Source organism: Streptomyces sp. TSRI0107 (genome assembly GCF_001905845.1).
Lineage (GTDB): Bacteria > Actinomycetota > Actinomycetes > Streptomycetales > Streptomycetaceae > Streptomyces.
This window is the reverse complement of the sequence record NZ_LIVZ01000013.1, coordinates 21,258-45,476: the sequence shown is the minus strand read 5'-3', so window position 1 is coordinate 45,476 and position 24,219 is coordinate 21,258. Positions and strand designations below refer to the sequence as shown.

The following is a 24,219-nucleotide window of genomic DNA, read 5'->3' as shown; positions in this document are numbered from 1 at the left end:
GCACCTCATGGACGCTCGACTGAACTACTTCACCAGCCCGACCGCGGGCAAGGCCCTCAAGTACTTCATGTCCACGGGCAGGGAGCTCAAGGAGTCGCCGCTGCCGGCCTCGACGCAGGAACTGGTGGCGCTTCGCGTGAGCCAGATCAACGGCTGCGCCGTCTGCATCGACATGCACAGCAAGGAGGCCGCCGCCGCCGGCGAGACGCCGGTACGGCTGCACCTGGTGGCGGCGTGGCGGGAGGCGACGGTCTTCACCGAGGCCGAGCGTGCCGCGCTGGAGCTGGCGGAGCAGGGGACCCGGGTCGCGGACGCGGCCGGCGGGGTCGGCGACGAGGTGTGGGCGCGGGCTGCCGCGCACTACGACGAGGAGCAGCTCACCGCTCTGGTGATGCTGGTGTCCTTCATGAACGCGGTGAACCGGTTGAACGTCATCACCCGGCAGCCGGCCGGCGACTACGTGGCCGGGCAGTTCCACTGAGCGGCGGGCACGTTCCGGGGCCGGGGTGGTCCCCGGTCCCGACGGGGCTCCGCCCCGCAAGGCCTCTGGAGGGAGTCGCATGAGCAAGGTCGAGCAGGCCGGGCAGACCGGGCGGGTGGAGGAGTTCGAGGAGCTGCGGCCGCTGCTGTTCTCGATCGCCTACCGGATTCTGGGCAGCGTGGGCGAGGCCGAGGACGCGGTCCAGGAGACATGGCTGCGCTTCGACAACTCCCCCACACGGCCCAGGTCGACCAAGGCGTTTCTGTCGGCGACGGTGACCCGGATCGCGATCGACGTGCTGCGCTCGGCTCGGGTGCGGCGGGAGGAGTACGTCGGACCCTGGCTGCCCGAGCCGCTGCTCAGCGATCCGTACGAGGACCCCGAGCGCTCGGCGGAGCTGGCCGACTCGGTCTCGATGGCGGCGCTGCTGCTCCTGGAGCGGCTCAGCCCGCTGGAACGGTCGGTGTTCGTGCTGCGGGAGGTGTTCGCCTTCGGCTTCGACGAGATCGCCGCGGCCGTGGGACGGTCGGAGGCGGCGTGCCGGCAGCTGCTGGTGCGGGCGCGCCGGCACATGCGGGCCGGGCGGCCGCGGTTCGAGGCGGACCGTCAGGAGCGGCAGGAGCTCGCGACGCGGTTCTTCGACGCGCTGAGGAGCGGCGATGTTGAGGGGCTGCGGGAGCTGCTGTCCGCCGACGTGCAGCTGGTCGGGGACGGCGGCGGCAAGGCCCCGCAGCTTTCCAGGGCCGTCGTCGGCGCCGAGAACGTGGCACGGCTGCTCGCCTCCGTGTATCCGCTGATGGCTCGGATCGACGTGACGTTCGAGCCGCGTGAGGTGAACGGTCAGCCGGGCGCGGTCTTCCGGGACCGGGACGGCAGGGTCCTCCACACCATGGTCCTCGACATGCTCGGCGGGCGGATCCAGTCCATCCGCTCGGTCATCAACCCCGACAAGCTGAGCCATCTCGGCCCGGTCGCCGACGCCTGGGCCATCGACCAGGAGGTGCGACGAGCCCGACGGCAGCGAGGCTGATCCGTCGCATGGGCCGCTTACGGCCGTACCCGAGCGGCCAGCCCGCGGCCGCGCGCCTTGGTGAACCGGCCTCTACGCCGTCCAGGCGAAGGACGACCTCGTCGTCATCCACTCAGCCATCAGGGCGAACGCACTCGTGACGCTCAGGGGCCCTCGGGCGAGGCCCGAGGGCCCGCTCCGTTGCCCGGTGGGCCGTCGCGGTCCCGCGGCAGGCCGTCGCGGTCCGTCGGTGAGCGGCTGGGCGGGGCCTCCCCCGCGGTGAGGTGTTCGAGGACCTCGACCAGTTCCTGGCAGGCCAGCTCCACCGAGCGCCGGGTGTTGTGCTGCTCGGTGATCACGGCCGACAGCAGCAGGGCGGTCAGGGCCATCGATCCGTTGAAGACCTGGAGTTTGATCATCACCTCGATTCGGGTCAGCTCCGCGAAGGGGCCGCTGCCGTCGGTGGCCGCGAGGGTGGCCAGGACGGAGGCGGCCAGGGCGCACAGCACACTGCCCACCAGCTGGAAGCGCAGGGCCGCCCAGATCAGCAAGGGGTAGATCAGGTAGAGCAGGCTCAGCCTGCTGGTCGTGGCCACCGGGATGACGGCGCAGGCCACGGCGGCCAGGGCCAGGGCCTCCTTCCAGCGCGCCAGGTCGGGCGGCTCGCGTGCCTCGCTCAGCAGGAGCAGGGCCGGGGTGACGAGCAGCACGCCCATCGCGTCGCCCACCCACCAGGCCAGCCAGACCGGCCAGAAGCCGTCCAGGCCGAGTTTGCCCGTGACGACCAGCAGGGTGACGCCCACCGTGGAACTGATCAGCATCGCGGCGAGCGCCCCCAGGAAGACCAGGGCGACGCCGTCCCGTAACCGGCTCAGACCGGTCCGGAATCCCACCCTGCGCAGCATGAGGTAGGCGCAGACGGGGGCGAGGGTGTTCCCGGCGACGGTGCCGAGCACGGAGGGCCCGGGCGACGTGAGCGACAGGACGATGAGAAGAGCTCCGAGTGCGATGCCCGGCCAGCAGCGCAGGCCGAAGATGAACAGGGAGGCCACCGCGACGCCGGTGGGCGGCCAGATGGGCGTGAACACCGCGTCTCCGACCGCGAGCTGGCGAAGCAGTCCTAGCCGTCCCGCCGCGTAATAACAGGCGGCGACGGCCAGCATCTGGAAGCCGTAGACGACCGCTCGGCGCCGATCCGGGGTACGCACCACAGTTGTCATCACACACCGGGACCGGCCGTTCGGCGAGGCGGCGGCGTCCGTTGGATCTCCCTAGGGGGTGTCTTGCCGATCATGCCGGGCTGATCGACGAGACACCCCCTAGGAGTGAGGGGCGGGCTTGTCGCGGCCGACGACGAGGACGGCGGCGTCGTCCGCGTGCCCCACCCGTTCGGCGCCTTTGATCACCGCGGTGGCCAGCGAGGTCGCCTGCATGCCGGCGACGGCGGCGACGCCCGCGAGCCGCACCACCTGGTCGAGGCCCTCGTCCAGGCTCAGCGCCGGTCCCTCCACCACGCCGTCGGTGACCAGGACGAGGACGTCGCCCGCGGAGAGGCGGTGCACGGTCACCGGGTACTCGATCTCCGGGAGCACCCCGAGGGGCGGTCCGCCCGCGTCGTCGGCGAGGCCGGACCGGCCGTCCGCCCTGGCCCAGACGGCCGGTATGTGCCCGGCCCGCGCGCTCTCCAGCACTCCGGTCGCCGGGTCGAGGCGGATGAACGTGCAGGTGGCGAAGAGGTCGGTGCCGAGGGCGTGCAGCAGGTTGTTGGTGCGGGCGAGGAGTTCGCCCGGTTCGCTGGTGACGGAGGCGAGGGCGCGCAGTCCGACCCGGACCTGCCCCATGAAGGCGGCTGCCTCGATGTTGTGACCCTGTACGTCGCCGATGGACAGCCCGACGCAGCCGTCGGGCATCCGGAACGCGTCGTACCAGTCTCCCCCCACGCTCAGACCGTGGTGGGCGGGCTGGTACTCGACGGCCAGGTGGAAGCGGCGGACCACCGGCAGGGTGGCGGGGAGCATGCCCTGCTGGAGGGCGACGGCCAGCTCCAGCCGCGACCGCTGGAGCTCCGCGCGTTCACGGGCCTGTGCGGTCAGCGCTCCGAGCCTGGCGAGCAGCTCGTCAGCGTCGTCGGTCGGGTGTCTGCGGGACATCGATCACTCCGGCCAGGTCAGCGGCCCTCTCCCAGCGAAGAAGCTTGCTGTGAAATGTCCTGTCAAATTCTGAGATTCTATCGGGGCGCGGCCTCCTCGGCATGCCGAGCCCGCGCCGCGGGTAGCGGCACGTGCACATGTCCGCAGGGCTACGGCATCGTGGGCGGGGATGCCGATTGAGGGATTGACGTTCGCCGGGCACGGGCAGGGAGCCCTGCAGAACGTGGCATGAGCACGCCCACCTTCCCCCACAGGAGGCCGACCTTGCACGCACGCACGTTCGTCCCCATCCTCGCTGCCACCCTCGCGGCGGGCCTGGCCACCGCGGGCCAGGCCCACGCCGCGCCGGCGGCCGCCGATACGCGGGCCCAGGCGGCCCGCGTCGTCACGTACGACGCGAGTGCGTCGGCGGAGTTCAAGGCCGCCGTCGACCGTGGCGCGGCCATCTGGAACGAGAGCGTGGACAGCGTCGAGCTGCGCCCTGCCGCGGCCGGACAACGCGCCAACATCCGCATACTGGCCGACAACGGCTGGCCACGGGCCCTGCCCACCTCGCTCGGCAACGGCACCGTCTACATCGGACGGCAGGCCGTCAACCAGGGCTACAACACGGTCCGGATCTCGGCACACGAGATCGGTCACATCCTCGGCCTGCCCGACCGCAAGCCCGGCCCGTGCACCAGTCTGATGTCGGGTTCCAGCGCCGGAGTGGCGTGCACGAACCCGTACCCCGACGCCGCCGAGCGAGCGGAGGTGGAGGACAACTTCGGGCTCGCGCTCACGCAACCGGCGACCGCCGTGCGCGACAAGGTGCTGGTGGGCTGACCCACCGGGCGCGGGGGCGGTCCGCCACCCGTCCCCGCGCACTCCGCGGCGGTCGTCGTCGGGCCGCGCTCACGGGCGTTCCGTGAGCAGCTCCGCCAGGTGGTCCAGGAACCGGGTGAGCAGGTCCAGCCGTGTTCCGCCGCGGGCCACACGGAAGCCATGGCGCCGGCCCCAGTACGCGGACTGCACCGCGTGGAACTGGGCCCACCGCCGGACGCGCTCGCGGTCGAGTTCCGCGGTCTCGGCGAAGACGTCCAGGACGCGGTGGACGGCCTTGTGCAGGTCGTCCGCCTGGACGAGCGCCAGTGCGCGTGACTTCAGCAGGGTTCCGCCGTCGTAGGCGGGGTCTCCCGCACACCCCTTGGGGTCGACGGCCAGCCACGGCTCGCGGTCGGCGCGCAGGATGTTCCCGGCGTGGAGGTCGCCGTGGACGAGGGTGTCCGGCTGGGCGCGGCCCAGTTCGCGGACGGTCGCCACGGCGGCGTCCAGTACCCTGCGTGGCAGCGCGTGCGGCAGCTCCTCAGCGTCCCTGCCCAGCTGCTCCTCCCAGGCGCCGGCCTGCTCACGCAGCCGGGGCAGGCCGGGCGGCGCGGGGATGGCCAGGCGGCGGTTGAGCCGCCCGGCGACCGCCACCACCTCGTCGCCGTCCTCCAGTTCCGCCAGTGTCGAGGTGCTGACCCGCTCCAGCAGCATGGCGAACCGCTCGTCGTCGCGCTCGTGCAACACGACGGCACCGCGCCCGGCCCAGGCCACGTAGGCGTCGGGCTCGTGGACGTTGCCGGGATGAGGGAACGACACCTTCAGCACAGCGGGTTCGCCGTCCCGCCGCACCGGGACGACGACGCCCACTCCCCCATGCGTGACCTCGCCGTCCGGCACGCATGCCCAGCGCTCCAGCAAGTCGTCCACGATCCCGGGCAACTCGGCCAGCCACGCCTGCCCGGCCTGTCCCTCGCGCTCGATGGTGCCGCGTGCGAACTCCCCTGGTATCGCAGTCATCCCGGCACCCTACGCGGCCGGGTGGCGGCCCGTGCGACCTCTTACCGGCCCGCCGCCGGTTCCCGGTGCCGTGCCCAGGCCGTCGTGCGCAGGTCGGGGTCGAGCAGGACGTCCGCCGCGGTGCACGCGAGGGCCTGCGTGGCGGCTGTCAGCACCGTGCGGGCCCGGTCCGAGGCCGCCGCCCGGGCGAACTCGGGGGTGTGGTCGGAGCCGTCGGCGTCCATGACGGCGACGAAGGGGTGGATGGCGGGCACCAGCGAGCTGACGTTGCCTATGTCCGACGAGCCGAGGTTGATGCCGGGGACGGGCGGGGTGAGGGTGATGCCCGCGTGGGCGAGGTGCCCGGCGAACCGCTCGGAGAGGGGCCGGCTGTCGCGGAAGTGCTCGTAGCGGACGGTGGCCTGCACGGTCTCGGCGCGGGTTCCGGTGGCACGGGCGACGCCCTCGGCGCACGTGCGCAACTGCCCCACCAGGTCCTCCAGTTCGCCCGTGGTGGCGGCGCGCAGGCCGAACCGGCCCTCGGCGTATTCCGGGACGATGTTGGTGGCCGTACCGCCGTGGGTGATGATTCCCTGCACGTGTGACGCCTGCGGCAGCCGCCGGCCGACCGCGTGCAGCACGTTGAACAGCTCGATCAGCGCGGCGAGCGCGTCGACGCCCTCCGTCGGACTGCCGGTGGGGTGGGCGGCGCGCCCGTGGAAGCCGACCCGGTACTGCACCTGGGCGGTCAGCGGGGCCCGCGCCCAGTCGTGGACGCCGGGGTGGAACATCAGCGCGGCGTCCACGTCGTCGAACACGCCGGCCTCCGTCTCCAGGGCCTTCCCGCCGCCGCCCTCCTCCGCCGGGGTGCCGACCGCCAGGACGGAACCGGGTGTCGTGCCGAGGACCGTGCGCACCGCGAGGGCCGCGCCCAGGCCGGCGGCGGCGATGAGGTTGTGGCCGCAGGCGTGGCCGAGGCCGGGCAGGGCGTCGTACTCCAGCAGCAGCGCCACCGTGGGACGTCCCTCGCCCGAGCGCGCGGTGAACGCGGTCGGCATGCCCGCCACCCCGCGCTCGACGGCGAAACCGTCGCGTTCGAGTGCGCCGGTGAGCAGCGCCGCCGCCCGGTGCTCGGCGAAGGCGTACTCGGGGTCCGCGTGCAGGCGCAGGGCCACGTCCCACAGTTCGTCGGCCCGGCGGGCCACCTCGGCGCGCAGGGTGGCGTGCACGTCGTCGAGCGTGCGGGCCACGAGGCCTCCCGGGGGCGTCGGCGGCGGTCGTTCGGGCCCCCTCCGGGTTCCACCGGGCGCGGCCTCGACACCCGCGAGGTCATGGAACGGGGAGGGACACAGGTGCCGCGCCGGGGCCCGCCGTGTACGGAGAGCGATGTTCGGCGGAGTTTCGCTCGGCGTGACGGTGCAACACGGACGGTACGGCCGTACGACGCGGCCGGACCGGCTACGGCGGCGTCCTCGCGAGGCCGTGACCGGTGTTTTCCGCGATCCGGGAGGAACGATGGACCACTCGCGGGCCCCCGTACTGGAGGCCCTTCAGGAGTTCCGGCGCCGGGGGGACGTGGCGTACGGTCCGCCGGGGCACAAGCAGGGCCGGGGCGCGGACCCCCGGGTGGCGGACATCGTCGGGAAGGACGTGTTCCGCTCCGACGTGCTCACCCTCAACGGGCTCGACGACCGCCGTCAGTCCCAGGGAGTGATCAGTCAGGCGCAGGAGCTGATGGCCGACGCGGTCGGCGCCACGGAGGCGTTCTTCTCCACGTGCGGCAGCTCCCTGTCGGTCAAGACCGCGATGCTCGCGGTGGCCGGCCCGGGCGAGAAGATGCTGATCTCGCGCAACGCGCACAAGTCCGTGGTCGCGGCGGTCGTCGTCAACGGCGTGGAGCCGATCTGGGTGCACCCGGAGTTCGACGCCGAGCGGCACCTGGCCCACCCGCCGGAGCCCGGCGACGTACGGGACCGGCTGCGCGAGCACCCGGACGCCAAGGGCATGCTGCTGATCACCCCGACCGACTGGGGTACCTGTGCCGACGTGCGGGGAGTGGCCCGGGTCTGCCACGACTTCGACGTACCGCTCATCGTGGACGAGGCCTGGGGCGCCCATCTGCCGTTCCACCCCGGCCTGCCGTCCTGGGGAATGGACGCCGAGGCCGACCTGGTGGTGACCAGCGTGCACAAGATGGGCGGCGCGATCGAGCAGAGCTCGGTGTTCCACCTCCAGTACGACCGGGTGGCGTCCGAAGTGCTCAAGCAGCGCGAGGACCTGCTCGGCACCACCAGCGCCTCCGCCCTGGTGTACGCCACCCTGGACGGCTGGCGGCGCCAGATGGTGGAGCAGGGGCACGAACTGCTGGACGCCGCGCTCGCCCGGGCCCGGCGGATCCGGGCGGCGGCCGACGAACTGCCGGGTCTGCGCGTCATGGGGCCGGAGGTGGTGGAGGCGGGGCTCGCCGCCGACCTCGACCTGCTGAAGATCGTGATCGATGTGCGGGAGCTCGGCATCAGCGGGATGCAGGCGGCCGAGTGGCTGCGGACGCACCGCCACGTCGACCTCGGCGGATCGGACAGCTGCCGGATCAGCGCCTCGATCACCTACGCCGATGACGACACGACCGAGCAGATACTGCTGGACGCGCTCCGGGCGCTGGTGGAGAAGGCCGACTCGATCGAGCGGCAGCCTCCGGTGCTGCTTCCGGAGCCGTCGGCGCTGGAACTGGAGCAGGCGATGCTGCCGCGCGCCGCGTTCTTCGCGCCGGTCGAGCACGTGCCCGCGGAGCGGGCCGCGGGACGTGTCAGCGCGGAGATGATCAGCCCGTATCCGCCGGGGGTGCCGGTGATCGCGCCGGGCGAGGTCATCACCTCCGAGGTGCTGGACTACCTGCGCAGCGGTGTCGAGCACGGAGTGCTCATCCCGGACGCGGCGGATCCGTCCGTGCGGACACTGCGGGTGGTGGCCCGCCCGTGAACGGTGTCGTCGAAGGCGTGTCGTCAGAGCGGATCTGCCGGGTACTTGGTTCGCGGCATCTGGAAGGGAGCGGTCATGACGCAGCACAGTGACGGTCCGGCGTCCGCCCGGCGAGCGGGGACCGGCGACCTGCGGCTGGCCACGGCGGTGAGGAATCACGTGCCGTCCGAGGCGCCCGGGACGCAGGGTGATCTGCCGCGGGACCGTACGCAGGCGATCCTGGAGGCGACCAAGCAGATCGGGACGCTGCTGAAGGGGAACGAGCACCGGTTCGCGCTCGCCGGCAGCGTCGCCGCGTACGCGCACGGCGCGGGCACGAACCTCCAGCACGACGCCGACTTCTGCGTGCGCGCCGAGGACGCGGACACCGTCGCGGACACGCTGCGCGAGGGCGGTCTGGAGGTGCGGACGCCGCCGGAGGACTGGCTGCTGAAGACGGAGTGCTTCGGGCAGTCCGTCGACATCATCTTCCGGCTGGCGCACCGGCCCGTCACCACGGAGATGCTGGAGCGGGCGGAGGAGATGCCCGTAGAGTCGGTGCTGATGCCGGTGCTGTCCGCCACGGACCTGCTGGCGAGCCTGGTCTCCGCCTTCTCCGAGCACTACTGCGACTTCGGCGCGGTCCTGCCCGTCGCCCGGGCGCTGCGGGAGAAGGTCGACTGGGAGTTCGTACGGCGCGAGTGCGGCGCGGAGCCGATGCCCGCCGCGTTCCTCTTCCTTCTCGAACGGCTGAACGTGATCGAGCCGCGGGAGGAACAGCCATGAGCAACCTCGACTACCGCGTCGCCCACCTGCGTGAACGCCTCGCGGGCGGGCCGCTGGCCGAGCTTGGGGTGCAGGTCGCGGTGCACGGGGACTCGGTGCTGGTGACCGGCACCGTGCCGTCGGCCCACTGCCGCGACGAGGTCGCCCGGGACGTGCGTGAGGCACTGGCCGGGCTCACTGTGCGCTGCGACCTCGTGGTCGCCGAAGCGTCGTCCCCCGACCAGGCGGAGGAACTGGCATGATCCGCATCGCAGCCGTCGGAGACATCCACATGGGGCCCGACAGCCAGGGGGTGCTGCGGCCCGCGTTCGAGACCCTGCCCGACTGCGCCGACGTGCTGCTCCTGGCAGGCGACCTGACCCGGCACGGCACGCCCGAGGAGGCCCGGGTGGTGGCGCGCGAGATCAAGGACCTCGGCGTGCCGGTGGTGGCGGTCCTCGGCAACCACGACCACCACGACGAACGGCCCGAGGAGGTTACGGCGATCCTCCGGGACAGCGGCGCCCACGTGCTCGAAGGGCAGGGCACGGTGGTGGACTGCGCGCGAGGCCGCGTCGGCGTGGCCGGCACCAAGGGCTTCGGCGGCGGCTTCGCGGGCCGCAACGCCGGGGAGTTCGGCGAGCCGTTGATGAAGGAGTTCGTCCGCTACACCCGCCGCTGCGCCGACGGACTGCGTACGGCGCTGGAGCGGCTCGGCGAGCAGGACTGCGACGCGCGGATCGCGCTGACCCACTTCTCCCCCGTGCCGGACACGCTGGCGGGCGAGCCGCTGGAGATCTACCCGTTCCTCGGCAGCTACCTGCTGGCCGAGGCGATCGACTCCGCCGGCGCCGACCTCGCGGTCCACGGCCACGCCCACGCCGGCACGGAACACGGCATGACCAGCGGCGGCGTACGCGTACGCAACGTCGCCCAGCCGGTGATCGGGCGGGCCTTCCACGTGTACCACCTCCAGGTGCCCGAGCGGGTGCCGGCCGGTTCTCCCGCGGAGTCGTCCCGCTGACCGGCACCGCTGGTACATCTCGCCGGCGCGTCAGGTGGTCCAGGGCCGGAGCTTCTCCGGGTTCAGCACGCCCCAGATGTGCTTGATGCGGCCGCCGACGATGTCGAACGCGTACACCGCCACGGTGGCGCCGGCGTGCTCGGCCACCAGACCGGGGCGTCCGTTGACGGTCCGCTCGACGAACACCAGGTCGGTCGCCTTGTCGGCGAGGGCGACCAGGAAGTGCGCCACCCGCTCGCCGCCCTCGATCGGGTGCCGCGAGGCGGTGACGCGTCCGCCCCCGTCGCCGACCGCTGTCGCGGCGGGGTCGAGGATGCCTATGAGGGCGCCGATGTCCTTGGCCTCCCAGGCCTGTTTGAAGTTCCTGACGACGTCGGCGTCCTGGTCGGCGGGCACCGGGCGGGCAGGCGGCCGCGCGCCCCGGAGCCGGCGGCGGGCCGAGGAGGCCAGCTGCCGGCAGGCGGCCGGGCTGCGGCCGACCATCTCCGCCACTTCGGTGAAGGAGTACCGGAAGACGTCGTGCAGTACGAACGCGACGCGCTCGGCCGGTGTCATGGATTCCAGCAGCACCAGGAAGGCCATGTTGACCGACTCGTCCAGGGTGACACGGTCGGCCGGGTCTACGGCCGCGGTGGCGAGAGCCCCGTCAAGCCGCTCGGTGGGTTCCGGCAGCGGCTCGGGGATCCACTGGCCCACGTACTGCTCGCGCCGGGCCCGTGCCGAGCCGAGCAGGTTCAGGCAGATGCGGGTGGCGACCGTCGTCAGCCAGCCGCCGACCGACTCGACAGCCTCCTGCCGCTCCCGGGACATGGCGTACCAGCGGACGTAGGTCTCCTGGACGACGTCCTCGGCCTCCGACAGGGAGCCGAGGAGCCGGTAGGCGAGGTTGATCAGCCGACGCCGTTCGCCGATGAGCGCGGCAAGGCTCGGTTCGAGCAGGTCGTCCCCCGGTCCGGGCTGGATGGTCACGGTGTCCCCCGTTTTCTCGTCTCGCGATGGCTGTCGACGGTCACGACAGAACGGCCCCACGAAGTGTGAGGTCTCCGGCGCACCTCACACTTCGCCGGGCCGCTCGGTCGAAGCAGGTGAGATCAACCGGCAAGGACAGCTTCGAAAGTGAGGATGCGATGACTTCGCACGAGTCCGAGATCAGGGCACTTCTGGAAAACCGCGTCGACGCCAGTCAGAGCAAGGACATCGACCGGCTGATGTCCCTCTACTCCGACGACGTCGTCTACTACGACGTCGTTCCGCCGCTCCAGTTCACGGGGCACAAAGAGGTCCGCGACAACTTCCAGCGGTGGTTCGACGAATACGACGGCCCGATCGGCCTGGAGACGCACTCGCTCACCGTCGCGAGCAGCGCCGCGGACATCGCCTTCGCGCACATGCTCCACCTGGACTCGGGAACGCGTAAGAACGGGATGAACATGGCGATCTGGGTGCGTTCGAGCGTGTGCTTGCGCAAGGCGGACGGCAGGTGGCTGATCACGCACGAGCACATCTCCCTACCGATCAACCCGGAGAACCTCCAGGCGTGGTTCCCGCCGGACATGTGAGGCAGACCGGCGGGTAGTCCATGACGGAACGGGCCGGCTCCGCATCCGGAGCCGGCCCGTTCAGCACGCTTGGCGAGCTCACGCGACCGCGGTGCCCTCGATCTCGACCATCAGGTCGGGAAGCGCCAGCCGTGTCACCCCCAGCATGGTGGTGGTCGGTGCCACCCCGGCGGCGCCCAACCGGGACGCCAGCACGCCGTAGTGCTCGAAGAGCCGGTCGACGTCGGTGGTGTAGACGTTCAGCCGGACGAGGTTCGCGAGGGACATGCCGGCCTCGCCGAGCACGGCCTCCAGGTTGTCGACGGTCAGCGCCAGTTGCGCGGCCATGTCACCGGCGTGCTGGGGCTTGCCGTCGCCGCTCATCGCGGTCTGCCCGGAGCAGTACAGGGTCCGGGTCTGCCCGGAGACGACCACGCCCTGACTGTAGCCCAACTCCACGGACCACGTCCACGGGTTGACCGTCGATCGCTCCATCGCCACATCAGCTCCATTCGATTCATCGGCGGTACGCACGTCCTCCGGCGTCACATCGGTAAGCCTCCCTGCGAATCACGACACCCTCAGTCACGTATTCCGCTAACGTTTTCGCATGCGTGCCGACCGGTTGATCTCGTTGGTGCTGCTGCTGCGTCAGCGCGGTCGCATGACCGCCGCCGCGCTGGCCCGCGAGCTGGAGGTGTCCACTCGTACCGTGCTGCGCGACATCGAGGCGCTGTCCGCGGCGGGCGTCCCGGTCTACGCCGAACGCGGCCGGCGTGGCGGTTTCGCGTTGCTGCCCGACTTCCAGACCGATCTCACCGGCCTGAACCACGACGAGGCCCTTGCCCTGCTGGTCGCCGGAACAGGGCGCGGCGAGCAGGTGTTCGGCCTCGGTTCCGCGCTCGCCTCGGCCATGCGCAAGGTGGTCGACGCGCTGCCGGAGAGCCACCGGGCCGCCACGAGCGACGCCGCCCGGCGACTGCTCGTCGACCCGGAGACCGACCTGCTCTCACACCGCCTGGTCACCGAGGAACTGCCCGACGCCACAATGGTGGAAGTGCGGCGCGCGGTGCTCTCCGGTCACAAGCTGCGCATCCACTACGGGGCCACGGGCCAGAGTCCGCGGTGGCGCACCGTGGACCCGATCGGCCTGGTCACCGTACGCGACCGGGTCTACCTGCTGGCCACGAGAGACGGCGCGGACCGCACCTACCGGCTGTCGCGGGTGCTGGCCGCCGAGGAACTGCCCGAACCGGCACAGCGACCGGACCGGGCCGATCTGGACCGGATCTGGCGGGAACGCTGTGCGCGATTCCTGTCCGACAGCGACCAGGTCACCGTCCTGGTCCGGGTGAACCCTGCGCGGCGGGAGGAACTGGTGAGCACCGCACTGGCCGTCCGCGCCGAGGAACCCGACGCGGACGGCCGGCTGCGGCTGGAGGTGACCTTCCAGGACGCACGGCACGCCGAGTGGGCGCTGTGGCAACTCACCACGGACGCGGAGGCCCTGGCCCCGCAGTGGCTGCGCACGTCCCTGCGCGACCGCGCCGCCGCGGTCGCCTCCTGCTACGCAGCGCGGTGACGTGGTCGGCGGGCCGGCTATCGACATCGCGTCGTTCGACTGGCTTAATGATCGTCAGCCTGGGGTGGGGGCTGGGTCAGCCCCGTTTTTGAGCGGAGGGGCCTGGTATGCCGGTCCGAACGGTGCCTATGCGACCGACGTTCGGCACGTACGTGGCCATGGCGGTGTGCACCGGTGTCGCGGCTGTCCTGCTGGCGACGCTGTACCTGATCTACCGGGACATGGCGATCACCGGAGGCTGCGGATCGCGCTACGGCGTCACGTGTTCCGGGAAGCAGACCGCACACATCTTCGCGGCCCTCGTGGCGATGCCCGCTGCCGTGGCGTGCCTCCTGTTCCTGAACTGGGTCGTCTTCCGCCCGTACCGCCGGGGGCACGAGGCGTACCGCCTCGTCATCCCGCTTCTCCTGGCGGCGGGCGCCGTGGAGTCGTTCGCGGCGGGCGCTCCCCTGGGCGGCGCGGCCGCGAGCCTCGGCGCCGTGGGGGCCCTCCTGGCCTTCCGCAGGCCTGTCGGAGTACGGGGAATGGTGTGGGGCCTCGGCCAGGACCGCCTCAGGGCGCTCACGGCCGATCCCGAGGCGGAGCCGTTGTCCGTGGGCCAGAACACGCTCTTCCTGTGCGCCAATGCCATCGGGACGACGCTGGGGCTGCTGGGAGCCGACCGGCTGTTCTCGATGCTGGGCTGACCGGGGCAGGTCGCGGAACCTCGCGTACCGCGCCCCGCGCGCCCGAAAACCAGTGGAGCGGCGCCGCCGTACGCCATTACCGTGCAGCCGGACCGAGTCGTCTAGTCGAGGACGTGCCGTTGTACACCCTGTGAGACCTCCCGAGCGCTGATCTGTCGCGCGTCGCGCATCCGCGCCGCGCTCCTTTCTGCTGCGGATTTCTCACAGAAACCGGTGTACTTCTGTGCTCAGTACCTGGGTTGTCGCGCCCACCTGCCTCCCGCTCGTCCGCCGCCGCTGTCACGTGTGCGGTTCCGATCGCTTCCGGGCGAGCGGCAAGTTCCGCGTCAACGCGAACCACAAGCTCATCGACGCCTGGCTCCTCGTGCTCTGCACGTCTTGCGGGGCGACGGCGAAGCTCACCCTCCTGGAGCGGGCGAACGTGCGCTCCGTACGGCCTGAGCTGCTGGACCGGCTGCACGACAACGACCTCGGCCTGACAGCGGAACTGCTCCAGGATCCGGTCGTGCGGCGCCGCAATCGCATCGCTCTCGACTGGGACGACGCCTGGCGTCTCGACACCGGCGGCTCGGATCACCTGGACCGCGAGGTGATCGACGTATCGGTCCGTTTCGCGGCCCGGATCCCCGTCCGGCCGGTGCGTCTGATCGCCGAGGGTTGCCGGCTCTCGCGAGCCGAGGTCGAGAGGCTGGTCGCGGAAGGCAAGCTCGTCTCGGCTGTCCGGCTGGGCGGCAGGCTGTCCGGCGACTTCACCTTCACGCTCAAGCGCTGAGCCGTCCTGGGGAGCACGGGCCTGTCCGGCATGATCCGCCGGACAGGCCCTCGGTGATCACCGGTGACGGCATGGACGGGAAGCGCTCGTCGAGTACGCGGAGCCGCTGACCGCCGCTACGAGTGGGCCACGACTTCGCCGGCCGTGATCTGGGGCGGGTTGGGAAGCAGAGCGGCGAGGCGGTCCCGTACGAAGTCCCTCGCCCTCTCGGTCGACTCGTCGGCTCCGGACCGCTCCTGGAAGACGCCCACCGACACCATCACCCCGTCCCCGGCATCGACCCAGTAATAGGCGACGAAACCCTGGACCTGCCGGACGAGCGGCACGAACTCCTCGTTCACCAGGCGTCCCGCCTCAGCCGGATCGGTCACCCCTTCGTACCGCCGGACCACTGTGTACATGGCTGATCTCCTCAAGGATCGCTGGGCCGTCTTCCGCGGAGACGGCGTACCCGCCGCGATGCGTACGGCGTGCGCGAACCCGGGGTGAATCACTGGGAAGGCCCCCATCAGTGATCCCAACGGAGGCGCGAACCCCGAGCCGCCACCGCTGCCCCGGCCCCCTCACCTGCCGGGTCAGGGCCGAGTGGCGGTGTCGCTGTCGGGGTACAGGCTGAGGATTTGGTCGAGGCCGACGACGCGCAGGACGCGAAGGGTGTTGCCGGGGACGGCGGCGAGTGCGAAGTCGGCCTGGGCGGCTCGGGCCTGGTTGTGGGCGGCGATCAGGGCGCTGATGCCGCTGGAGTCGCAGAACTCCATGCCGCCCAGGTCCAGCACGAGACGCCCCCCTGGCCGCAGGGGGACGGTGGCGAGCAGTTCACGCAGTTCGCCGGCGTTGGCGTAGTCGAGTTCGCCGGTGATCTCCAGTACGGGACCGGTGACGGCGTCTCGAGTGGTGATCTTCAGCGGGCTCATCATTCGTCATTCGTCCGGGGGCCGGGGGTGGGAACGCCGAGGGCGAGGAGGGCGGTGTCGTCGTCGAGTCCGTCGCCGAAACCGCGCAGGAGGCCGGTCAGGGCGTCGATGATGTCGTGCGGGGGCTTTCCGGCGTGGCCGGTGGCGAAGGAGAGCAGGGCCTCCTCGCCGTACAGGCCGGTGTGTTCCGCGCCGGTGCGGGCTTCGGTGAGGCCGTCGGTGTAGAGCAGGAGGGTGTCCCCCGCGGTGAGGACGGTGGTGGCGGTGGTGAAGCGTGCGGCGGGCAGTATGCCGACGAGGAGGCCGCCCGGGGTGGGCAGGAATTCGGCGGTGCCGTCGGCGCGCAGGACGAGGACCGGTGGGTGGCCTCCCGAGGCGAGGTGGACGGCGGCCTGCCCGGTCGCGGGATCGGCCTCGACCGTGCCGAAGACGGCGGTGCAGTAGCGCGGGTCGCCGGTGCCCGTGTAGCGCTCGTGCAGCACTTTGTTGAGTGTGGACAGGGCCGAGACGGGGTCGGGGTCGTGCAGGGCGGCGGCCCGCAGGGTGTAGCGGGTGAGTGAGGTGACCGCGGCGGCCTGGGGCCCCTTGCCGCAGACGTCGCCGAGGAAGAACCCGACGCGCTTGCCGTCGATGGGGAAGACGTCGTAGAAGTCGCCGCCGAGCCGGTCGGGGGACGCGGTGTGGTAGTAGGCGGCCGTCTCCATTCCGGGGAGTGGCGGCAGGCTGTCGGGCAGCAGCGACTGCTGGAGCACGGCGAGGGCGTCCTGCAGCCGGGCCCGGTCGGCCTCCGCCCGTTTGCGTGCTTCCTCGGCCGCACGCCGGCCGCGCAGGAGTTCTTCCTCGTAGGCGCGGCGGTCCCGGGCGTCGGAGACGGTGGTGCGGATCAGCAGCGGCTCGCCGGTGCCGCCCTTCTTGACCACGGAGGAGACCAGTACGGGAATCCGGCCGCCGTCGGCCTGTTTGAGCTCCAGGGCGATGCCGGTGATCTCGCCCTGCATCCGCAGCAGCGGCGCGAAGTGCGTCTCGTGATACAGCTTGCCGCCCACGGTCAGCAGGTCCGTGAACCGCATGCGGCCCAGCACCGCCTTCCGCTCCAGACCGAGCCAGCCCAGCAGAGTGGCGTTGATCTTCGCGATGGTGCCGTCCATCAGTGTGGACAGGTATCCGCAGGGAGCGCACTCGTACAGTTCCTCCGCGCTGTCCTCCAGGAGCGTGGCGAAGGCCGCGTCCGCCGCCTTCTCGTCGTCGGCGTCGCTCGGCTCGGGCTGCTGCCCGGTGCGGCACATCATCGCGGGCCCGTGAGGAAGGCCGTGATCGCCGCGTTGGTGGCCTCGGGTGCGGACAGATGGGGGCAGTGCCCGGTCGCGTCGAGAGTGACCAGTGTCGAGCCGGGGATCGCCCGGTGCACGAAGGCACCGACCTCCCGGGGTGCGATGGCGTCGTCGGTGCACTCCAGTACGAGCGTCGGCACGCTCACGCGCTTCAGGTCGTCCCGCGAGTCCGACAGGAACGTGGTGCGGGCGAAGACCCGCGCCATGTCCGGGTCGGTGGCGCAGAAGCTGTTCCTCAGTTCCTCTCCGAGTTCGGGGCGGTCCGCGTTCCCCATGATCACCGGTGCCATCGCCGCCGACCAGCCCAGGTAGTTCGCCTCCAGCGAGTCCAGCAGCTCGTCGATGTCCTGCGCGCTGAATCCGCCCCGGTAGCCGTCGTCGTCGATGTACCGCGGAGAAGGGGCGACCATCACCAGCGCGCCGATCCGTTCCGGAGCCATGTCGGCGGCCAGGACACCGATCATCGCGCTGACGGAGTGCCCGACGAACGTCGTGTCGCGCAGGTCGAACGCTTCGCAGATCTCCACCACGTCGCGGGCGTAACCGTCCAGGGAGCCGTAGCGCTCCTCGGAGAACGCGGACGGCTCGGAGCGGCCCGACCCCACGTAGTCGAAGAGGACGACGCGGTAGTCCTCCACCAGGGCCGGCAAGGTCAGTCGCCACATGTTCTGGTCGCAACCGAACCCGTGGGCCAGCACCACCGTCGGGCCCTGCGGATTGCCGGTGACGGTGACGTTGTTCCTGCGAGCGACATCCATGATCACAGTATTCCAATCGTGCATCCGCCGCACCAACGCGGCTCCGTATCCCCTCATGCCCCTCCCGTCACCTTCACAAAAAGGCTGGTGGTGCCGGGTGGTGGGGGAAGCGCCCAGGTCCTAGGGGGCGTCTCGTCGATCATGCCGGGCTCGCGGCCTGATCGACGAGACACCCCCTAGCTCTGAAGTTGCTCAAATGAGGCTTGGTCAGGTGATCACACGGGGCATCCCCCACGCACAATGTCACCACGCACGACAACGGGGGTACGGAACATGGAGTTCGTGGCGATCCTGGCCATCGTCCTGATCGCGGTGGCCGTCTCGGCGGTACGTGGCGGCCGCCGGTCCTCGCGCAAGGGCCGTTCCTGGGGGAGCGGCGGCGGAGGAGGAGGCGGCTGCGGGGGCGGCTGGTCCTGCGGCGGCGGCTCGTCCTGCGGAGGTGGCGGGGGCGACTGACCCCACTGACCCCGAGGGGCCCTGAAGGATTTCCTTCAGGGCCCCTCGGGCACCGAAACCGTCAGTGATCCGCGGCCACCGCCCGGTAGCCGGCCTTGTTCTCGTCGGTGGTCCAGCGGCGGAAGCCGGCCTTCTCCAGCACCCGGACGGAGGACGGGTTGGAGAGTTCCACGTCGGCGGAGACGGTGTGGACGTCCGGCGAGGTGAGCGCGAACTCCGTCAGGGCCCGGGTGGCCTCGGTGGCGTAGCCCCGGCCTCGGCGGGAGGCCACGACGCCGTAGCCGATCTCGAGCACACCGTCAGCGGGCGGCCAGAACAGGCCGATCGAGCCCACCACCAAGCCGGTGTCGCGCTCGACGATCAGACGGTGGCCGAACGCGCCGAGCCAGGCGGGGTGCCGGCCGAGCAGGCCGGCGATCACGCGGTCGCCCTCGGCGGGGAAATCGTCCGCCCACCGCTCGGACCTGGTGCCGTCGAGGACCGCGGTGATCTCGCCGGTGGTCCAGGGCCGTAGTACGAGACGGTCGGTGAGCAGGTCGGCGGACGTGGATGAGGATGAGGAAGCGGAAGACATGTGTCTCTCCTGGTCGTCGGGATGACCCGGACCGCGCTTCGCAGTCACGCGGACCGGACGAGGGCATGCCGATGAGGGCCGACGGCGGCCATATTCATCAACCTCCCTGGTCCGGTGATCGCGTGTCTGTCACGCCACCTCGAACGGTAGCAGCCGCGGTGTCACATGGTGCGGCCGGGCAGGCGGACGACCTGGACGAAGAAGTCGTCGATCTGGCGGACCGCGGCGATGAACTGGTCCAGGTCCACCGGCTTGGTGACGTAGGCGTTGGCGTGCAGCTTGTAGCTGCGCAGGATGTCCTCCTCGGCCGCCGAGGTGGTGAGGACGACCACGGGGATGTGGGCGAGATCCGGGTCGGACTTGATCCTCTCCAGGACCTGACGGCCGTCGTACTTGGGCAGGTTCAGGTCGAGCAGGATGAGATCGGGCCTCGGCGCCTCGGTGTGGTCGCCGCGCCGGTAGAGGAAGTCCAACGCCTCCTCACCGTCCCTGACGACGTGAAGCGTGTTGCCGATCTTGTTGTCCTCGAACGCCTCGCGGGTCATCAGCTCGTCGCCCGGGTCGTCCTCCACGAGCAGGACGTCGACGGGGGTGGCGGCGGGGGTGGTCATGTCAGGGCCTTTTCCTCAGTGCGCGTGCCGGTCGTCGGGACCGGAGTGTCGGCGGTGACCCGAAGAGTCAAGCAGAAGCGGGTTCCGCCCGTGTAGTCCGTGTCGATCCAGATCCTGCCGCCGTGGTGTTCCACGATCTTCTTGGACAGTGCCAGACCGATGCCCGTACCACCGTAGGCATCCCGGCTGTGCAGCCGCTGGAAGATGACGAAGACCTTCTCGGCGAACTCCGCCGGGATGCCGATGCCGTTGTCGGTGACGCCGATGCGCAGGCTGCCCTCGTCGTCCGGGTCGGGGTCGCACGTGATGGTGACGTGCGGGGCGGCCTCGGGGCGGCGGAACTTGAGGGCGTTGCCGACCAGGTTCTGCCAGAGCATGGTCAGCAGGGTCGGATCCCCGACGACCTCGGGCATCCGGTCCGGGCGGTCGACGCGGGCTCCGGACTCCTCGGCGGCGGAGACCAGGTTCGCCAGGGCCTTGTCCAGCGCCTGGTCCAGGGCGACGGGCACCCGGGCGTCGTTGAGGCGTCCGACGCGGGAGAAGGTCAGCAGGTCGTTGATGAGTACCTGCATACGCTTGGCCCCGTCGACGGCGAACTCGATGTACTGCAGGCCGCGGCCGTCCAGTTGGTCCCCGTAGCGCTTCTCCAGCAGTTGGCAGAACGACGCGACCTTGCGCAGCGGCTCCTGGAGGTCGTGGGAGGCGACGTAGGCGAACTGCTCCAGTTCGACGTTGGACCGGCGCAGTTCCACGGCCTGCGCGTTCAGGTCGGCGGCCTGACTGGTGAGTATCTCCTGCTGGCGGTGGGAGGCGTCGAGTTCGGCCACGATCCGTCTGCGCATGCCTTCCACGTCACCAGCCAGCGTGGTCACGTCGACGGGTCCTTCGCCGGTGATGACGTACGAGAAGTCACCGCCCGCGACGCGCCGCGACGCGGTGCGCAGCGCCTCCAGGGGGCGGGTGACGAGGAGCCGTACCAGGACGGCGAGTGCCACTCCGGTCAGCAGGAAGACGGCCACCAGGCCGGCCAGCACCGAGTTGCGCACCGCCCGCTCGTGGGCGAGGCGGTCCCGGCCGTCCCGGACCGTCTCGGCCAGTCGGTCGCTCTGTTCGTCGAGCCGGTCACGCACCTGGTCGAACTCCGTCTTGCCGCGTTCGGCCGCCTGCTGGTCGGTCGGCTCCGGCTCGCCGGGCGTGACGGAGGCGGCGAGGGGTTCGGCGTAGACGCGTCGCCAGTCCGCGGCCTGCTTCTCCACGGCACGCAGGTCGGCGAGCAGCTCGGGCCGGTCACCGAGGAGCGTGCGGAGTCGGGCGGCGGCCCTGTCCTCGTCCCGCCTGCCCTCGGTGTAGGGGGTGAGGAACTGCTTGTCGGCGGTGATCGCGTAGCCGCGGATGCCGGTCTCCTGGTCCAGCAGGGCGGCCTGCAGCCGGTACGCCTCGGTCTGGGCCGGCTGGACGCGCTGGATCAGACGGTCCGTCATCTCCGCGGTGCGGTTCAGCAGATTGGTGCCGACGACGGTGCCGACCACGACGAGGAGCGTCATGAGCGCGAGCACGAGGTAGAACCACCCCTGCACCGTCAGTCTGCGGCCGCTCCACACGCCGCCTCGCAGGTCCGTCATCGTGTTTCCAGCCACCACTCGTCCCACTCGTTCATTTACAGCTCAGACTCGGTCAGTTCCAGCGCGGGTGTGTTCAATCCCAGTGCGGGCGCGTTCAGTTCCAGCTCAGGTGGACGACGGCCACGTCGTCGGCCAGGCCGCCCCGCTCCTCGGCCAGTTCCTCGGCCCTTTCGATCAGACGGTCCACGAACGCCTCGGGCGGCAGCCCGGCCGCCTTGCGGGCGAGGGCCAGCAGGCCCTCCTCCCCCAGGCGCTGGGGGCCGCGGCTCACATGTCCCTCGAAGAGTCCGTCGGTGAAGAGGACCACCGAGTCCCCCGTCGGCACCGGCAGTTCGGCGATCGGCCAGTGCGCGCCGCCGGGCAGCATGCCCAGGGCCGGCCCGCCGGGCACCTCGACCCACTCCACGTCGTCGCCGCCGCGCCGGAGCAGCAGCCCGTGGTGGCCCGCCCGTACGACGTGGGCGCGTTGTTCACCCGGTACGGCGGCCAGGCTCACGAGGGTGGCGAAGACCTCCTCGCGGGCCCGCTCGGCCACCAGCAGTTCCTCCAGCCGGGTCATCTGCTCGGACCCGGCGATGCCGCTGAGCACCAGGGTGCGCCAGGCGATCCGCAGGGCCACGCCCAGCGCCGCCTCGTCCGGCCCGTGTCCGGAGACGTCGCCGACCAGCGCGTGGACGGTGCCGTCGGCGCTCTGCACGATGTCGTAGAAGTCACCGCCCAGCAGGGCCTGCGCGCGGCCGGGCCGGTAGCGGGCCACGACGTTCACGCCCTCGGCGCGCAGCAGCGGGCGGGGCAGCAGGCCTCGTTCCAGGCGGGCGTTCTCCTGCGCCTGCATCTGGCTGGCCTGGAGGGCGACCGCCGCCTGTTCGGCCTGCTTGCGCTGGATCGCGTAACGCACCGCACGCCCGAACAGCTCCGGCTCGACCCGGCCCTTGACCAGGTAGTCCTGTGCGCCGGCCGCGACCGCGGCGAGGCCGGTCTCCTCCTCGGCGAGCCCGGTGAGGACGACGACCGCCACCTGTTCGGCGTGCGCCTGGAGCAGGGAGACCGCCTCCAGGCCCCGGGCGTCCGACAGGTGCAGGTCGAGCAGGACGCAGTCGGGCACCTCCGTCGCGAGCGCCTGGGCGGCCTCGGTCAGCGACCGGACCCAGCGCAGGCGCATCTTGAGGGCGCTGTCGGCGACCAGTTCCTCGACCAGCAACGCGTCACCCGGGTCGTCCTCCACGAGGAGGACCGACGGCTCCGGCCGTTCCCATTCCGCCTCGGCTCCCACCCGAGCCGCTCTCATCAGCTCGGCAGCACGAGCCTGCGACGTCACCATCGTCCCGACCTTCCCCGCCCCGTAACCGCCGTTCGCCGTCCGCCGGTTGCCGCCTCAGGGCGGTCGACCGGATCCGGAACGGCGAACGGATCTTCACCAATCACCCACATGATGCCCGGGGTACCCTCGCCGTCCTCATCGACCCCGGGCGCGGGCGATGAGATCACGGACCCGGGCGGGGCCGGCGACGGAGTTCGCGGCGTCGGCGTGACGCCGCACACGCCGTACACGCCGTCGGCGCACCGGAGCCGACGGGCCGTCCGGGCGCCGGCGGACCGGCCGCCGCCTCGCTCACGACCTGGGCAGCAGGTCCGCCCGCAGCCGGGCCAGCAGCCTGCTGAGCAGACGTGAGACATGCATCTGGGAGACGCCGAGGCGCTCACCGATCTCCGCCTGCGTCCGTTCCTCGACGAAGCGCAGGTGCAGCAGAAGGCGGTCACGTTCGTCCAGTTCGGTGATGCGCGGAGCCAGTGCGTGGATGTCCTCGACGAGGTCGAACGCAGCCTCCTCGGTGCCGACGAAGTCGGCGAGGGCGGCCTCCCCTTCCTCGCCCTGCCCTATGGCCGCGTCCAGCGAGGCGGACGTGTAGCCGTTGGAGGCCAGCATGGCCTCGACGACCTCGTCCTCGGGCAGGCTCATCAGCTGGGAGAGCTCCCGCACGGTCGGGGTGCGGCCCAGTCGGCCGGTGAGCTCCTCGGATGCTCGGGCGAGTTGGACACGTGCCTCCTGAAGGCGGCGGGGCACGTGCACGGCCCAGGAGGTGTCCCGGAAGAACCGCTTGATCTCGCCCACGATGTACGGGATCGCGAAGGTGGTGAACTCGACCTCGCGGGACACCTCGAACCGGTCGATGGCCTTGATCAGTCCGATCACCCCGACCTGGACGATGTCCTCCATCTCGTCCTGGCCCCGCCCGCGGAACCGTCCGGCCGCGAACCGCACCAGCGACAGGTTCATCTCGATCAGCGTGTTGCGCGCGTACTGGTGCTCGGCGGTGCCTTCCTCCAGTACGGCCAGGCGCTCCAGGAACAGCCGGGTGAGTGCCCTGGCGTCCTGCGGGGCCACCTGGGCAGGGTTCTCCAGCGCCGGAAGCGTCTTCGCGCCCATGTCAGTCGTCACCGAGGTCGTCATCGTCCGCCCATCCCGAGATTCCGGCTGTTCTGTCGGCGCCTACCCGCAAGTCCACGCGCTATGCCGACCGGTGATGTCACTGGGGGCACTGAGGGCACTGCCTCGCCAAGTCCGGGGTATGCGGAAAGGACGGCACGGCGATCCGCGTAGACGAAAACAGCCACGACCCGCACACGAGGAACCCTGCATGGAGAACTCGCTCGAGCAGCACGCGAGGGGGGTCCGGACGGCGGACCAGCACCCCCGCTTCGGCCTGACCTGTACCTGGAACCCCACGGTCCCCGACATCGCCGAGGCGCGCCGTGCCGTCGTCGATCTGCTGAAACGGATCGACCGGCCTCCGTGCGGACGGGCGGCCGAGGACGCCTGCCTCGTCGTCAGCGAACTCGTCACCAACGCCGTCCGGCACGCCCCCGGCCCCTGCACCCTGATACTGAACGTCAGCCCCGACGGCCGGTCCCTGCGGATAACCGTCCGGGACACCTCCCCCAGGCCGCCCCGGCTCCAGCCCCGCGACCCCAGCCGGGTCGGCGGGCACGGACTGCACCTGGTGCGCTTACTGAGCCTCGATCTGGAGACGACATCGCGGGCGACGGGGAAGGACGTCACGGCCACGGTGTCGCTGGACCCCGCGGGCGACGCGGATCACCACTGACCGACGCCGGGCCGCGGTCCTCGATGTGCGGTTCGCCCGCTACTGCCCCAGGATGGGATGAAAAGTCGACCAGGTCAG

General features: G+C 71.2%; 28 protein-coding genes. 13 read left to right on the top strand and 15 right to left on the bottom strand.

Features of this window, described 5'->3' with window-relative positions; all coding sequences use genetic code 11:
* Positions 1–7: 7 nt before the first annotated feature.
* Both AMK31_RS30945 and AMK31_RS30940 read left to right on the top strand, forming a co-directional pair.
* Complete coding sequence (locus AMK31_RS30945; RefSeq protein ID WP_073944022.1) at positions 8–481, top strand: carboxymuconolactone decarboxylase family protein; 474 nt, start codon at positions 8–10, stop codon at positions 479–481.
* Positions 482–560: 79 nt separating this feature from the next.
* Positions 561–1,511: an RNA polymerase sigma-70 factor gene (locus AMK31_RS30940; RefSeq protein WP_198948603.1), complete on the top strand. Its 951-nt coding sequence runs from the start codon at positions 561–563 to the stop codon at positions 1,509–1,511.
* A gap of 143 nt (positions 1,512–1,654) precedes the next feature.
* Here AMK31_RS30940 and AMK31_RS30935 read toward each other — a convergent pair whose 3' ends face one another.
* Complete coding sequence (locus tag AMK31_RS30935; protein ID WP_073944021.1) at positions 1,655–2,710, bottom strand: MASE1 domain-containing protein; 1,056 nt, start codon at positions 2,708–2,710, stop codon at positions 1,655–1,657.
* A 99-nt stretch (positions 2,711–2,809) separates the two neighbouring features.
* A complete protein-coding gene (locus tag AMK31_RS30930; RefSeq protein ID WP_073944020.1) occupies positions 2,810–3,640 on the bottom strand; it encodes a PP2C family protein-serine/threonine phosphatase in 831 nt (276 codons plus the stop codon).
* Positions 3,641–3,904: 264 nt separating this feature from the next.
* Between AMK31_RS30930 and AMK31_RS30925 the strand changes: the two genes are divergently transcribed.
* Positions 3,905–4,465 (top strand): snapalysin family zinc-dependent metalloprotease, encoded by a 561-nt coding sequence (locus AMK31_RS30925; protein ID WP_073944019.1) that lies wholly within the window; start codon positions 3,905–3,907, stop codon positions 4,463–4,465.
* Positions 4,466–4,534: 69 nt separating this feature from the next.
* Here AMK31_RS30925 and AMK31_RS30920 read toward each other — a convergent pair whose 3' ends face one another.
* Positions 4,535–5,464 carry an aminoglycoside phosphotransferase family protein gene (locus AMK31_RS30920; protein ID WP_073944018.1) on the bottom strand — a complete coding sequence of 310 codons (930 nt, stop codon included), beginning with the start codon at positions 5,462–5,464 and terminating at the stop codon, positions 4,535–4,537.
* A 41-nt stretch (positions 5,465–5,505) separates the two neighbouring features.
* Positions 5,506–6,693 (bottom strand): amidohydrolase, encoded by a 1,188-nt coding sequence (locus tag AMK31_RS30915; protein WP_073944017.1) that lies wholly within the window; start codon positions 6,691–6,693, stop codon positions 5,506–5,508.
* A gap of 265 nt (positions 6,694–6,958) precedes the next feature.
* On the opposite strand from AMK31_RS30915, the gene AMK31_RS30910 reads away from it, so the two are divergent.
* From AMK31_RS30910 to AMK31_RS30895, 4 genes are all read left to right on the top strand, one after another.
* Entirely contained in the window at positions 6,959–8,422 is a 1,464-nt protein-coding gene (locus AMK31_RS30910; protein ID WP_073944016.1) for an aminotransferase class I/II-fold pyridoxal phosphate-dependent enzyme, read from the top strand.
* A gap of 75 nt (positions 8,423–8,497) precedes the next feature.
* Complete coding sequence (locus tag AMK31_RS30905) at positions 8,498–9,187, top strand: nucleotidyltransferase family protein (RefSeq protein ID WP_073944015.1); 690 nt, start codon at positions 8,498–8,500, stop codon at positions 9,185–9,187.
* Positions 9,184–9,429 (top strand): hypothetical protein, encoded by a 246-nt coding sequence (locus AMK31_RS30900; RefSeq protein ID WP_073944014.1) that lies wholly within the window; start codon positions 9,184–9,186, stop codon positions 9,427–9,429. Before AMK31_RS30905 ends, AMK31_RS30900 begins: the two co-directional genes overlap by 4 nt.
* On the top strand, positions 9,426–10,190 hold the full coding sequence (locus AMK31_RS30895; RefSeq protein ID WP_073944013.1) for a metallophosphoesterase family protein: 765 nt from the start codon (positions 9,426–9,428) through the stop codon (positions 10,188–10,190). Before AMK31_RS30900 ends, AMK31_RS30895 begins: the two co-directional genes overlap by 4 nt.
* A 30-nt stretch (positions 10,191–10,220) precedes the next feature.
* Here AMK31_RS30895 and sigJ read toward each other — a convergent pair whose 3' ends face one another.
* Positions 10,221–11,159 carry an RNA polymerase sigma factor SigJ gene (sigJ, locus tag AMK31_RS30890; protein WP_073944012.1) on the bottom strand — a complete coding sequence of 313 codons (939 nt, stop codon included), beginning with the start codon at positions 11,157–11,159 and terminating at the stop codon, positions 10,221–10,223.
* Positions 11,160–11,317: 158 nt separating this feature from the next.
* Here sigJ and AMK31_RS30885 point away from each other — a divergent pair, with 158 nt between their 5' ends.
* On the top strand, positions 11,318–11,749 hold the full coding sequence (locus AMK31_RS30885; protein ID WP_073944011.1) for a YybH family protein: 432 nt from the start codon (positions 11,318–11,320) through the stop codon (positions 11,747–11,749).
* Positions 11,750–11,827: 78 nt separating this feature from the next.
* Here the strand turns inward: AMK31_RS30885 and AMK31_RS30880 are convergent, their stop codons facing one another.
* The gene (locus AMK31_RS30880; protein WP_073944010.1) at positions 11,828–12,223 is read right to left on the bottom strand and encodes a RidA family protein; all 396 of its coding nucleotides are present in this window, start codon (positions 12,221–12,223) and stop codon (positions 11,828–11,830) included.
* A 115-nt stretch (positions 12,224–12,338) separates the two neighbouring features.
* Between AMK31_RS30880 and AMK31_RS30875 the strand changes: the two genes are divergently transcribed.
* The 3 genes from AMK31_RS30875 to AMK31_RS30865 all read left to right on the top strand — a co-directional run bounded on the left by AMK31_RS30875 (position 12,339) and on the right by AMK31_RS30865 (position 14,768).
* Entirely contained in the window at positions 12,339–13,310 is a 972-nt protein-coding gene (locus tag AMK31_RS30875) for a helix-turn-helix transcriptional regulator (RefSeq protein WP_073944009.1), read from the top strand.
* A gap of 128 nt (positions 13,311–13,438) precedes the next feature.
* Positions 13,439–13,996, top strand: a complete 558-nt coding sequence (locus AMK31_RS30870) for a hypothetical protein (RefSeq protein WP_073944008.1) — start codon at positions 13,439–13,441, stop codon at positions 13,994–13,996.
* Between the two features lie 223 nt (positions 13,997–14,219).
* Entirely contained in the window at positions 14,220–14,768 is a 549-nt protein-coding gene (locus tag AMK31_RS30865) for a DUF1062 domain-containing protein (RefSeq protein ID WP_073944007.1), read from the top strand.
* Between the two features lie 116 nt (positions 14,769–14,884).
* Here the strand turns inward: AMK31_RS30865 and AMK31_RS30860 are convergent, their stop codons facing one another.
* The 4 genes from AMK31_RS30860 to AMK31_RS30845 form a co-directional block, all read right to left on the bottom strand.
* Positions 14,885–15,169 carry a hypothetical protein gene (locus AMK31_RS30860; protein WP_073944006.1) on the bottom strand — a complete coding sequence of 95 codons (285 nt, stop codon included), beginning with the start codon at positions 15,167–15,169 and terminating at the stop codon, positions 14,885–14,887.
* Between the two features lie 174 nt (positions 15,170–15,343).
* On the bottom strand, positions 15,344–15,682 hold the full coding sequence (locus tag AMK31_RS30855; RefSeq protein ID WP_073944005.1) for an STAS domain-containing protein: 339 nt from the start codon (positions 15,680–15,682) through the stop codon (positions 15,344–15,346).
* Positions 15,682–16,968 (bottom strand): PP2C family protein-serine/threonine phosphatase, encoded by a 1,287-nt coding sequence (locus AMK31_RS30850; RefSeq protein ID WP_073944004.1) that lies wholly within the window; start codon positions 16,966–16,968, stop codon positions 15,682–15,684. The genes AMK31_RS30855 and AMK31_RS30850 overlap by 1 nt, the downstream gene beginning before the upstream one ends.
* Positions 16,968–17,771: an alpha/beta fold hydrolase gene (locus AMK31_RS30845; protein ID WP_073944207.1), complete on the bottom strand. Its 804-nt coding sequence runs from the start codon at positions 17,769–17,771 to the stop codon at positions 16,968–16,970. Before AMK31_RS30845 ends, AMK31_RS30850 begins: the two co-directional genes overlap by 1 nt.
* Positions 17,772–18,044: 273 nt before the next feature.
* Here AMK31_RS30845 and AMK31_RS30840 point away from each other — a divergent pair, with 273 nt between their 5' ends.
* Positions 18,045–18,227: a hypothetical protein gene (locus AMK31_RS30840; RefSeq protein WP_073944003.1), complete on the top strand. Its 183-nt coding sequence runs from the start codon at positions 18,045–18,047 to the stop codon at positions 18,225–18,227.
* 61 nt (positions 18,228–18,288) lie between these two features.
* Here the strand turns inward: AMK31_RS30840 and AMK31_RS30835 are convergent, their stop codons facing one another.
* From AMK31_RS30835 to AMK31_RS30815, 5 genes are all read right to left on the bottom strand, one after another.
* Complete coding sequence (locus tag AMK31_RS30835) at positions 18,289–18,801, bottom strand: GNAT family N-acetyltransferase (RefSeq protein ID WP_073944002.1); 513 nt, start codon at positions 18,799–18,801, stop codon at positions 18,289–18,291.
* Between the two features lie 161 nt (positions 18,802–18,962).
* Complete coding sequence (locus tag AMK31_RS30830; RefSeq protein WP_073944001.1) at positions 18,963–19,412, bottom strand: response regulator; 450 nt, start codon at positions 19,410–19,412, stop codon at positions 18,963–18,965.
* A complete protein-coding gene (locus AMK31_RS30825; RefSeq protein WP_073944000.1) occupies positions 19,409–21,034 on the bottom strand; it encodes a sensor histidine kinase in 1,626 nt (541 codons plus the stop codon). The genes AMK31_RS30830 and AMK31_RS30825 overlap by 4 nt, the downstream gene beginning before the upstream one ends.
* Before the next feature lie 94 nt (positions 21,035–21,128).
* Positions 21,129–22,355, bottom strand: a complete 1,227-nt coding sequence (locus AMK31_RS30820) for a PP2C family protein-serine/threonine phosphatase (protein WP_073943999.1) — start codon at positions 22,353–22,355, stop codon at positions 21,129–21,131.
* Between the two features lie 291 nt (positions 22,356–22,646).
* Positions 22,647–23,486: a SigB/SigF/SigG family RNA polymerase sigma factor gene (locus AMK31_RS30815; RefSeq protein WP_073943998.1), complete on the bottom strand. Its 840-nt coding sequence runs from the start codon at positions 23,484–23,486 to the stop codon at positions 22,647–22,649.
* 187 nt (positions 23,487–23,673) lie between these two features.
* Here AMK31_RS30815 and AMK31_RS30810 point away from each other — a divergent pair, with 187 nt between their 5' ends.
* Entirely contained in the window at positions 23,674–24,141 is a 468-nt protein-coding gene (locus tag AMK31_RS30810) for an ATP-binding protein (RefSeq protein WP_073943997.1), read from the top strand.
* Positions 24,142–24,219: the final 78 nt, after the last annotated feature.